At 57.2% G+C, this 11,404-nt stretch carries 10 protein-coding genes; 6 read left to right on the top strand and 4 right to left on the bottom strand.

From position 1 onward, the window contains the following. Positions 1 to 843 (bottom strand): GntR family transcriptional regulator, encoded by an 843-nt coding sequence (locus J8I34_RS27640; RefSeq protein WP_209807484.1) that lies wholly within the window; start codon positions 841 to 843, stop codon positions 1 to 3. 540 nt (positions 844 to 1,383) lie between these two features. Next, on the bottom strand, positions 1,384 to 2,340 hold the full coding sequence (locus tag J8I34_RS27635) for a DJ-1/PfpI family protein (RefSeq protein WP_245176175.1): 957 nt from the start codon (positions 2,338 to 2,340) through the stop codon (positions 1,384 to 1,386). A gap of 487 nt (positions 2,341 to 2,827) precedes the next feature. Here J8I34_RS27635 and J8I34_RS27630 point away from each other — a divergent pair, with 487 nt between their 5' ends. From J8I34_RS27630 to J8I34_RS27620, 3 genes are all read left to right on the top strand, one after another. Next, positions 2,828 to 3,151 (top strand): hypothetical protein, encoded by a 324-nt coding sequence (locus J8I34_RS27630; RefSeq protein ID WP_209807483.1) that lies wholly within the window; start codon positions 2,828 to 2,830, stop codon positions 3,149 to 3,151. Between the two features lie 77 nt (positions 3,152 to 3,228). Then, a complete protein-coding gene (locus tag J8I34_RS27625) occupies positions 3,229 to 4,515 on the top strand; it encodes a hypothetical protein (RefSeq protein WP_209807482.1) in 1,287 nt (428 codons plus the stop codon). A gap of 172 nt (positions 4,516 to 4,687) precedes the next feature. Further along, positions 4,688 to 5,143, top strand: coding sequence for a hypothetical protein (locus J8I34_RS27620; RefSeq protein ID WP_209807481.1), 456 nt, complete (start codon positions 4,688 to 4,690; stop codon positions 5,141 to 5,143). 61 nt (positions 5,144 to 5,204) lie between these two features. On the opposite strand, the gene J8I34_RS27615 is transcribed toward J8I34_RS27620, so the two are convergent. Next, a complete protein-coding gene (locus J8I34_RS27615) occupies positions 5,205 to 6,053 on the bottom strand; it encodes a hypothetical protein (RefSeq protein WP_209807480.1) in 849 nt (282 codons plus the stop codon). A 193-nt stretch (positions 6,054 to 6,246) separates the two neighbouring features. After that, on the bottom strand, positions 6,247 to 6,555 hold the full coding sequence (locus J8I34_RS27610; protein ID WP_209807479.1) for an H-NS histone family protein: 309 nt from the start codon (positions 6,553 to 6,555) through the stop codon (positions 6,247 to 6,249). Positions 6,556 to 8,174: 1,619 nt separating this feature from the next. Between J8I34_RS27610 and J8I34_RS35530 the strand changes: the two genes are divergently transcribed. The 3 genes from J8I34_RS35530 (at position 8,175) to J8I34_RS27595 (ending at position 11,174) form a co-directional block, all read left to right on the top strand. Then, the gene (locus J8I34_RS35530) at positions 8,175 to 8,651 is read left to right on the top strand and encodes a GNAT family N-acetyltransferase (RefSeq protein ID WP_209807478.1); all 477 of its coding nucleotides are present in this window, start codon (positions 8,175 to 8,177) and stop codon (positions 8,649 to 8,651) included. Between the two features lie 157 nt (positions 8,652 to 8,808). Then, a complete protein-coding gene (locus J8I34_RS27600) occupies positions 8,809 to 10,026 on the top strand; it encodes an MFS transporter (RefSeq protein ID WP_209807477.1) in 1,218 nt (405 codons plus the stop codon). A gap of 878 nt (positions 10,027 to 10,904) precedes the next feature. Then, positions 10,905 to 11,174: a hypothetical protein gene (locus tag J8I34_RS27595; RefSeq protein ID WP_209807476.1), complete on the top strand. Its 270-nt coding sequence runs from the start codon at positions 10,905 to 10,907 to the stop codon at positions 11,172 to 11,174. Positions 11,175 to 11,404: the final 230 nt, after the last annotated feature.

The raw sequence follows: 11,404 nt of genomic DNA, 5'->3' as shown, positions 1-11,404 counted from the left end.
TCAGACTTCGGCTCGCCCGGCAGTTCTACGGGCAGTTTCGGCGGCCGTGGCGGTAGGCGCTCGCTGCCGGTCTACGCGTAATCGGTACTGGAAAGCGTCACCGCGAAAATAGAGAAACTCATAGTCGAGCGGCATGCCCTCAGCATCGTGAGTCAGGCGTTCTATGCGGAGCACCGGTGCGCTGTCTTGTATGCGTAGGGCGCGAGTCAGCTCCTCATCTGCAAGGATGGCGTCGACGCTAAGATCAGCGTGCCCAAGCTTCACGCCACAGTCGTTCTCCAGGATTACGAAGATGTCGCGCGTGACGAGGTCAGCGGTCAGCAACCTTCTGCCAATGGCCTCGGGCACCCAGGTCAGCTCCAGCGATATCGGCTCCCGATTGAGCAGTCGTACCCGGCGTATCTCCACAACCATGTCGCCTTCCTGCAAGCGCAGCTGTGTAGCAATGGCACGGCTGGCAGGCACTACCTTGGAGCTGCGCACTTGATTGAGAATCTCATGGCCCATGCTCGACATTGCCTCGGCAAAGCCCTGCAGTGAGGTTACGTTCTGGAACGCCCTGGGCTTGGATACGAAGGTGCCCTTGCCGTGAACCCTGAAGATCAGGCCTTCTTTCTGGAGGTCGCCCAGTGCGTGACGCACTGTGATGCGACTGGCTGAGAACTGTTCTCCCAGTTCGCTTTCCGAAGGCATACGATGATGCGGCGGATAGGTGCCATCCAGTATCCAGGAGCGCAGCGCATCCCTGATTTGGGTGTGGAGCGGCGGCGGAATCGCTATCGCGGAGCGCGATGGTCTGGCGCCGGCAGCAGGAAAAGCGTTGGACAGTGCAGTGTCCGTCATTGGATTGAAAGCTCGTTATGACAAGTTGGAAAAACTATAACGATGGCCTTGTCATCCAGGAACGAAGCAATCCGGATATCTAACGTTGGATTCTGAACATGCACTGGTCGTCAGACTACGCGCCTGCCCACAGGTCTGCCCTGCCGGAGAGAGAGACTACTGCACGAATCTGCTACAGGGGACGCGGCCGGTCATACCTGGGACGGGAATGGCAAGTTGCAGGATTGGGTTGCAGCGAGCAATCAACGCAGGCCAATCAGCCGAGCATTTCAGAATTGAAGATACGGGCGCGGAGAAAGTCCGCTGATAAGTTGGCCCTCGCTGCGACTTGCCGGAGCCTCCGGCGAGGAACCGGACGGGCAAGGCGTTGCTGCGCCCGGTCAATGGCCCAGGTACTCCATTTGCAGGCGCACCCATGCCGCGGTCCCCTCCCCCATCTCCGTGGCGATACTTCCCAGCGCGTCGTCGAGCGCCCGTAGCGGCTGGTCACTGCGAGGCGGCGACAGCATGCGTCGCGGCGCGTCGACGTTGATGACACGATCAGGGATGATTGTCAGCCCGCGCCGCGTGACGACCGGCTCCAGGTCTTTCGACACGGTGTAGACCGTGGAGCGGAACTTCGCCGCAAACGCGTCGGCACTCTAGTGCGAGCGAAATCTCGTCCACGCCTGGCGCGACCGGAATGCCGACGTCCTCGTGCCGCCAGAACGAAGCGTAGTTGCCCGCAATCGTCAGCATTGACGCCAGCCGGAGACGAAAGCGCTCGCTCGGGTGTGCAGACGACCAGCACTCGACGCCGAGCGACTTCGCCAGCGCCAGTGCCTTGTCGCGTCCCGCTATGGCTTCGACGAGCGCGAATGATACTGGAATCGTGGCGGTGACCCCTGTGGTCGTGACGACCTTGCCGTCCGCGACGTAGCGCTTGCCTCGCTGCCATTGGATCCTCGGATAGGCCTTGCGCAAGTCGTCAAACGAATACCAGTGTCCTGTGGCTTGGCGCCCTTCAAGCAGGCCGGCACGCGCAAGCACCCACACGCCGTCGCAAACGCCCACCACTGTGCCACCCTTACGCGCCTGCGCGACGACCCACGCAAGAAGCTTCGGATCGCCGTCGCGATGTACGGCCGGGACAATGACGTAATCAGCGCCTTCGGGGAAGCGCCTGTCGAAATCGTCGGTGGTGGCTTGCGGCGCGATGGTGAGATTCGCGGGGAACATGCGCACCACGCCCGGCTGCGTTGCAAGGGCATACACGTCGGCTGCGTTGGACGCCGAAAGGATGCCGTAGGGCACCACGAAATCGGATAGTTCGGTGTAGTAGGTTTCCGCAACGACGGCTACGACCGGCTTTGTCCGACCGAAGCGCGGCGCGTAAACCGGCAGCCGTTCTGGCTCCGCCTCGGCGACCTGAGTCACGGATTCTGTAACGGCAACCGGATCGCAGGCAGCCAGTTCGGCCACCAGCAGGCACATCAATAACGCGGTCAGTGCACGCATGGATTCCTCAAATCTGCGAACTCAAGGCTCATACCATAGACTCCTTGTGTGGCGGTATTGGGACGCTGACGGTGGCAGGAGAAATTGAAGGCTATCTCATCGGCCCCGGCGGATGCATCGTCGTCAGGCCGGACCCACCAGGCGGCATGCCGAAGTTAGTTTCCACTTACCGGCGCTCACCTGATGCAGGTTGCACGCGACGCGCGGATGCACAATTTAGCCTACCCCGCCCGGGCGGGACGCGAGAGCCCTCAAGGCACTTGAGCCGAAATCGCACCACTACAAAGGGCATCGCTAGTGAAGAGATTTGTGTCACCGGCGAAACCGATTTCGCGAGTGGCGCAAAATGTAATTTCATAAGTATTACATTTTAAAAAACTCTAAACTCTATATTCAATTTAAATAATTTGCACCGATTTCCCTCATGTCTACATTAGGTTCTTGGCGAAGACATCCCGTCTCACCAAATCAACGGAAGGAGTGGAATATGGCACGCTCGATTCGGGTGTTCTACACAAATATGCAAGGCGTAGTAAGAATCAACTTCAACTGGCCTCCAATCAACATCAGGTCGGCATTGCTTGTCACAGCCGCGGAATGGCAGTCAGGACCGCTTGGCCCCATGCTTGATGGCACTCATCGGCCTCTGCTCGGAGCCGCTCCCATCTGGGTCTCGAACGTCGGTGCCCACGGCCATGGCGAAGAGGCTGGAGGAGTGGAGTTCCTTCTGCATGTGGATTGGCACGTACCTCTGAACATCATGGTCACGATTACCGTTCTCGATGACATCGAAGACTTCGTCCGGGCCTAACAATTTCGTTCGCTTTGATTGCAAAGCCTTGGCTTCATTGCTGGACTCTGATTTGGTGAGCGCAGCGATGGATTCACATGAATATGACTCCGACAAAGAAGGTCGCCGTGAATCGACAGCAGTTATGGAAATCCGTCGCTGCAATATTTCTGGCTTATGGCTCGCAGTTGCCAGGACAGCTAGCGTACTCGCAAACGCCATCTGATGGCAAAGTGGGGACATTCACCACGTTCGACATACCAGGTTCTACCGGAACAATACCCACCGCCATAAATTCCGCAGGTTCAATCACCGGGTATTACTTTGATGCCAGCGACTTAATTCACAGCTTCTTGCGCACCCCGGACGGAACTATCATCACGTTCGATCCTCCGGGTTCATGCGCCCCGTCCCTCACAAACGTGTGCAGCATTTCCACCGACATCAACCCAGCCGGAGTGGTCGCAGGAACCTACGTAGACCCAAGCAGAAATGGTCATGGATTTTTGCGTGATCCCGACGGAGCTTTCACTATCGTCGACGCCCCGGGCGCCAATAATGCCACTGACGCCAAGGGAATCAACCCGACCGGAACCGTCATAGGAGGCTATTTCGGCCCAGGTTTCCTGTATCACGGCTACCTGCGGCACGCCAACCGCATCTTTACCACATTCGATCCACCTGGTTCAACATATACCCAGGCTGACCGCATCAATCCCGCTGGCGTCATCACCGGGACCTACCAAGACGTCGATGGATTATTTCACGGCTTCGTACGGTACCCCGATGGAAAGATCGAGACGTACGATGCCCCGCTTCCAGGCTTCATCTTGAACTCGCCGGCCACCACCATCAATACCGAGGGCGTAGTCGCCGGCTCATACTGCGGCGACGCATCCTGTAACTCGGTTCATGGCTTCATACGCGGCCGTGACGGAAAGTTTACGTCAATTGACGCACCGGGCAGCAACTACGGAACCTCCGCCGCCGGCATCAACGCGGCCGGGACGATAACCGGGTACTACATCCTCGCCGACTTCTCGGCCACGCACGGCTTCTTCCGCACGCGCGATGGGAGGTTCAGTACGTTCGATTCTCCGGGTTCGTTTGCGACCGTACCCGCCGCAATCAGCAATGGAGGAGTAATCACTGGATGGTACTCCGATACAACTTCATGTCACGGATTCGTGCACTCGCCCGGAGCGAGCGATTTCGTGGCTGATGCTAGTGCTAGTCCTAGTGACAAAGCCGGCGTGCCAAACAGAGTTGATATCCGCGCCCGCCTGTGTCGCCTTCATTTAGTGACCAAGATGACCGGACAGGGAACGCCCACGACCAACGCAAAGCTGCTGTTCAAGTGTCCGTCGCCGAGCGCTGCCGAATGACCCGTATGACTGTCGGAGGGCCGATTTCCACCAGATAGAAACTTCCTGGCGTCCGGTCTTGGTCGGCGCTGGATACCCAGGAGTTTTTGTCACACTCCACAGCAGAGCACGATGCCACATACTGCCTTGTGGAAACCGACAACACTTCTACATGGCATCACGGGAGCGGAGAATGTCAAACGAAAATGAAAACCACGTTTCCAGCCTCTTCGACGCCCTGTCGTCTTCGACGCGGGAAGTAATGAACGGCTATGCGCGGTTCCTCGCCCCGGAGTGGCTAAATCAGCCGATTCTCCAAGGTTGGCGCATCGGCAATACCTACATCGTTTCGGACGATAACTCTCGCGACCCTGGCATGGAGCGCCGCATCGTCGCCCAGAACAGTTATGGGCGCCAGCTAGGTCGCATCATGGATGCGATGGAGGTTCTGATTGAGCTGGTGCCACCTGAGACGCGTACGACGAACAGTTCGTTGAGAGCGTTTCGCGAGCTTGCGCAAGAGATCAAGGAAATCAAGGAAAAGGCTCAAACAAACCGCTACGACAAGCTGAAGGCAGGCCTTGAATTATTGAGAAACGAGTGTCCGGAAGATTTCGAGCGCTTGATGAAAGGCTTCAGAGCGTTGTGAGTTGCGATGTGGCTAAGGGCAGTGGCAGCCTTGCCGGCCCGCCGGAGCCCCGCGGGACCTCTCAACAAGGCCGCTTCTGTCGAATTCGGATGAGGGTGCGGACGCCTCCGAGCAATGTCTCTTCTGCAACGTCGAAGAGTTGCGACTTGATCACAAGCGCTTTCAGGCTCTGCTCACCGTATCGCGCCTTTCGGTCCGCGAACGCATCTGGTTCTTTCGCCCGCGCAATTGCTTGTGCGTATGAGAAATCGGTCCATCCGTCTTCTCGATGTGGCGTTGCTGCAATCTCCCGCAACAAACCCATCATCCGACTGCCCTGCAACCAAACGAGCTCGAAGGCCTCCCTGAACTCGCTCGACTTAAGAAAGTCCGCGTAGGATAGACAGGCTTGCATCGTGGTCTCGCGCATCGACTTCAGACGATTTTTCATCGCCGCAATCCTCTCGTGCTGCCGATCCAACCTTGCAGAGGTTTCGGCCATTCGCGCCAAGGATTCAGGTTGCCAGTGTGGGAGAAAATGGTGAGCGAGATCGTTGCGTTCCCGTGCTAGCGCCGCGAGTTCCGCTTCCAAGGTCGCCCGATCTTCCGCAGAAAGCTCGATTTGGACCGTAGTTTTAATCCAGGGCAGATCCGCTTCCGTGGCGCGCTCATCGTCAGCCGACTCCGACTGGCAGGTCAGAAACTCGTCCCGGAACCGCTTTAGCAGCACGCCCATGGAAGACGTCCTCAAGTTCTCTTGGCGAGCCTCAAGGCGGGAGCCGGCATCTGCGAGACTGCCCTCAATCCGAGCAATGCCAAGAATGGACTTCAAAAGATGCTCGATCTCCTGATTGTGAAGGAGATTTCGCCCTACTTTGAGAAGGACTTCGTCCTTCAACGCTTGCAGGGCTGGCTGCACCGTTTCGTCCATAAGTGTGCGCCGGTTAGGCCAGATCTTGGCTGGCCTTGTTTAACACCTGAGGGGACATGTGTAGTAGCCAGCAATCCGCTTAACCAGGACTGCCAAGGCTTCGCCATCATGCGCCAACCGCGCCAGATTCCCTAGTTGCGGCCCGGCCTTCAATGTCCGCCTGCATCGCATGACCGGAACCCACCTCGAAGGATTAATCTTCCGCTATCAGGAATCGGTTCGGGTTCTTTCCGAGCCATGCCGGCGCGCGACCGCGCCCGGACCAGGTCTTACCGGTCTTGGGATCACGATACTTCGGCGGCAGTTCGGATTTTGGCTTTGCTGCTCCGCTTCCTGCGGGCCGGCCACGACGACGCTTGGTGATATCGTCGGCAGTCAGGCCATACTCTTCCATCCAGGTTTGAATCTGTTGGATGATGCCGGCTACTTCGTTGGCGCGCACCTCGTGCAATTTGGCCTCGAGGGCTTCCTTCTGGGCGATGAGTTCTTTGTATGAAGGCATCTTTTTCGTCCTTTTAGTATCCAGTTTAGACTGCAGAATAGCACATAGATTCTACTTGACCGCGCAGATGGCCCTCTCCGACCGAAATCAAGATTCGGGGAGCTCAAAATAGAATCCGTTTTGCTCGGGGGTAAGCCCCGGGCTGAAATGCCAATTTCGGTTTTGCCAACGCGGAACCGTACAGCAGGGCATGCGCGAATACCCTGTAACGTCAATCCGCGCATACGAAGCTTGCTAAAGCTGCCATGCGGCGTTCAGCGTAGTCACGCAAGCCTCTCGACAAATTAGCCGGCGCTATCCGGTGCGGAAACCGGGTTGCAGCAAATTTGGTGAACGATCCTGCTACGGATGGCGTCCAACTCGGCATGGCTATCGCCTCGCGTTCTCTGGATGCGCTCTCGCTCCAGATTATCCCATGAACTCCAGCAAAGTCCAATCGCCGCCAATATGGGGGGCGGCACACACGGAACCATTAGCTGTGATCTACTGGCGGCCAACCTTTTAGCCGATACTCCTCGCCGCGACGCTCTCCGCGCGCTGCAGTTTTTGGCGATCCGATTTCAGCGGGTGGCCAGCCTACCCTCCGTTTACATTAGGCCGATTGCGATAATCCGCGACACTCTTGTGCCACTGCTTATCGGGCGGGGTTAGGACGTACGCCGCCCAACCATCGCATCCCAACCTGTCCAGCCTTAGCTCGGAACTCGTGCATCCGGCGAAGCCGCGTGGCAGAACGCGATGCGCCAGGCGCATCGCCAACGGCGCCGCGCTGTAGGCGCGGTGCCCTACCCCAAAACAACGGACTTCCAACAAAGGCGATAGCCAACCGGGGGATTTGATGAAGCGCAGCGGAATGGGAACTCTTTTTCATCGAGAAGCGAAACGACTTTATATTTGCAACGCGCAGGCTGGGAAATTGCGTCGGATCGTCATAAAGCGTTACAAATCTAGCCCACAGCGCCCATCCCCAGGTGATGCAAAGCCTCCCTTCTTCAGGCCATCCAACATTGAAGTCTTCAAATGTTTTGGCCAGCATTGGCCACTCGCTGCAGCCAATCTTGGGAACGCCTATTTCGCCTTTGCCGGGGATGCGGTTACTCACCGATGAGGTCATTTTTCTTCGACAAGGGCCAACTTCAGCATGGTGATACGGAGACGGTATTCGGCAATCGACGGTCGCCATATACATAGGAACTGCTAAATGCCTTCCGCTTGGCAGTACCCGGTGGGTTGGAATAGCACTGTGCGCTGACGCCGAATGCCCTGCAAACGACCCACGACTTCATGATGCACGACGAATAGCTACATAAGTTCGATGCGGGGTGCAATGGCTCCGCGCCAAGTTGCCTTCCTGCTAGTTATCGCCCTGTCGCTCGGGGACAGGTCCTCGTCAACGAGGACGTGGTCACAAGACGGCAAGTCGGCACGACGGCACCTATCGGGTCAGAGGAGCGGCCCCCGCACCCGGCGCTGCTGAATTCACCAGATCGGCGCAGAAAATATGCAGAACCGGTGGAGTTCACGCAGATTCGTAGCACAAGGATGCCAACTAAGACCGCAAAAGACAAATCCGAGCCGATAGAATGACTCGCTGCGTCATTGTCTGGAGACCACGACTCGTGACAGCCGACCATCAAGATTTTTTCTTCAGACCCGCCCGCCCCGAAGACGCAGCGGCGGTTTTCGATGTCACTAAAGCATCTATCGGCGGCCTAGCAGGGGATTCCTATTCTCGGGATCAGCTCGATGGTTGGATGGGCGCGCGGACGCCAGTATTCTATGAAGACCTCATCGCCAAGGGGCGAATGAATGTGTGCCTGCTTGACGACGCTGTGATTGGATTTGTCGATGCCGAACCTGGCGAAGTAACTCGCTTATTTGTACTGCCTGAAGCCGCGGGGGCTGGTCTTGGCCGGCGGCTGCTTGAGATTGGAATCGAGCAAGCGCGGGTCAATCATAGCGGCCCAATAAGGGTAGAGGCGACGATTAATGCAGTAGGATTCTATCTAAAGCATGGTTTCAAAGTGCTGAAACGAGGCTATTTTTCTCATGGTCTCGGCGGAGAGCCTATCGAGATCGTACAAATGGAGTTGTGAATTTCGATATTCTCGATGTGCGGGCGACCTCGTGCACTTGTTGCTCCACCCGTAGCGACATCCTGTCTGTGCCAACGTGGCTGAAATATTATCGACGAGCCGTTCAAGCATGTTTCTCCGTCGGATAATTTCCCTGAACACACGTAGAGAACCTTCAATGGGTATTGCCCTGACCGCATCCCTTCCCGGTGCGCGCGCGAAACTCATCGTTGCCGCTCTGACCATCGGTGCCTTCGCCATCGGACTGGACACGTTTGTCATCATCGGTGCGCTCGACGTGATCTCGCGTGACCTGACGGTCTCAACGGGAGTGGCGGGCTGGATCATCTCGATCTACGCCCTTTGCTATGCGGTCTTCGCGCCGCTCAATGCCTGGATGTTCAAGGAGATGAGCCGCCGCAATGTCCAACTCCTGTCCGTTTCAATTTTCATCCTTGGAAACCTGATCTCCGCGGTCGCACCCAGCTTCCTCACCCTTGCTGCAGGTCGTGTCGTTTCGGCCTATGGCGCGGCGATGTTCACCCCAGCGGCCACCGCCCTGGCCTCCGAGCTCCTGCCGACAGCACGCAAAGGGATGGCGTTGTCCCTCATCTTCGGCGGTATGACCGTTTCACAGGTTGCCGGCGTTCCCGCGACCAGTTGGATCGCTAATGCAATTGGCTGGCGCTTCGCCTTCGGCTTCGTGGTCATTGCCGGCCTTCTCGCATTGCTGTTCTTAACTCCGATGATGTCCGGAATCCCTGCCAGGACGCTGGAGCGCAGAAGCAGCCCGGTCCACAAAGACTTCTCCAAGACGATCTACGGCGTCCTTTTAGTTACGCTATTCGTCGTCGTTTCCGAGTTCATCGTTTACTCCTATGTCAGCGTCTTCATTACTGGTTCCCTGCTCGCCGGGATCCCGTTGCTCTCGGCCGCGCTCTTTGCATATGGCTTTGGAGCCGTGACTGGAAACGTCGCGTGCGGGTTCCTGACCGATCGTTTCGGCCCCCACAAGGTGCTACTCGCGGCCGTGGTGGCTCAATTGGTCCTACTCGTAGGTTTAATTGCATTTGGCCACCATGGTGCGCTCACCGTGCTCATCGCGTTCCTTTGGGGCAACGTGAGCTATATGTACCTGGTTCCGATCCAGCACCGCCTGCTCAGCCTGGCCGGGGATTGGTCGAAACTGGTCCTCGCAATGAACAGTTCGACTACCTTTGCCGGGATTGCCACCGGTGCATATCTGGGTGGCATCATCATCGAGATGAACGACGTCACCTCCCTGGCGCTGGCGTCCATCCTGATTGGCCTCATTGGCATGGGTCTGGCTTTTACCTTCATGCGTGATGCTGCACCGAAGTCGTGTGTGCGGCGTCCCGAACCCGGCCTTAAATAAACTGACCGGCGGAACGTCGTTCCTCCCGCCTGACCGTCAGTGGGGCAACCAGCAGGGCCGGCATGGCAATGAGGTGCCCGCAAGCCCCCCAGTCGCAAGCAAACAACTGCGCCGGCAGATGCTCCTCGCCCTCCCCCACACGTCAAGCTACCGCGCACGGCTACCCACGCCCAGGAGGCGTGGCGGCACAAAATCGCCTTAAATGGCACAAAAATCGGGCATAGGGCGGTGCTGTATGAGACTCGCTGCCCGTGACTTTCAACGGCTCCCCTAACGCCTTCCCAGTGCGGCCTAACGAATTTTCGCCGCGATTCCGTGTGACACCATCATGAAACGCAAGGATCCCGCGCCGAGGGGCCGCGCTTTCACGTATTTCGACCTCTGGGAGCCCCTATCCTTTCTTCATCCAAACGAGGAACTCCCTTCCTGCCGCGGGTGATGATCTAGGCGAGAGTTGCAGCCGACCGATTTGGGAATAGCCGCCTTGAGGCTATGTTCCCACATCCACAAAATCAAATCTCCTTTTTGCGTCTACTTTGCGCTACCGGGAAATACGTCACCCCGTCGTATCCCGTGAATTTTTTTGCGCGGCAATAGCATGAATTTGCTTATGTGAGAAGCAGCGATGATTCCCTTCCAGTCCGCTTTCCGCTACACCTACGGCAACGACGCTACGTACGGCCGTTCCCCTACTGAGGCAAGCACGCTTGAACCTTGCTCGCGCTCGAAAACGACATCTTCTAGGAAGCCATCTGAAGTGCTGCTTGAAAACTCCAACATCCGCCCGGACGTAGCAACGGTTGCAGTCTTGGGATACAACTGACCAACCACGAAAGCAGCTGTATCCGTCTTGTAAGGATGCGATGCAGAGAAACCCCATGGAATCCGAGACGCGACGATCCGGATACCACGACTTCAAAGCCTATACGGAGCAGCTTACATGTGGAAAGTACCAAGGCTTTGTGGTGGTCCGGCACCACACGTTCGCAGGCACAATCCAGCGCGTATTTCGGGCAGGACGACCAACAGCAGCAGAAGAGGAAGCCTTCGCGCACGCCGCACTGAAGGTCGACGTGTTCATCGCACTGCTCTCAAAGACTCCGCCTAAATTAAACCTCACTCACGCAAAGAAGGAACGTTTGGTGTAAGCGCGCGAGACGCGCCCCAAGCAGGCTCCTGCCCCAGCCTGGCTGCCAATTACGCCATCGCATCTCATTCGACGGCGTTCGTCTCTGACGTTCGAACTTCAATTCCAACGGGCATCAGGTCGCGAAACGATGCTTTAATATGCGCCACGAGCGATAAGTATTCACGAGAAACGGATTTCAAACTTTGAGCCGTAGCCGGAGAGAAGTTTCTCGATCTCGGCGTCGATGGT

Origin of the sequence: Cupriavidus phytohabitans (assembly GCF_017815025.1) — a bacterium.
Taxonomy (GTDB): Bacteria; Pseudomonadota; Gammaproteobacteria; order Burkholderiales; family Burkholderiaceae; genus Cupriavidus.
The sequence above is the reverse complement of the archived record's forward strand: the minus strand, read 5'-3'. Positions and strand labels throughout refer to the sequence as shown.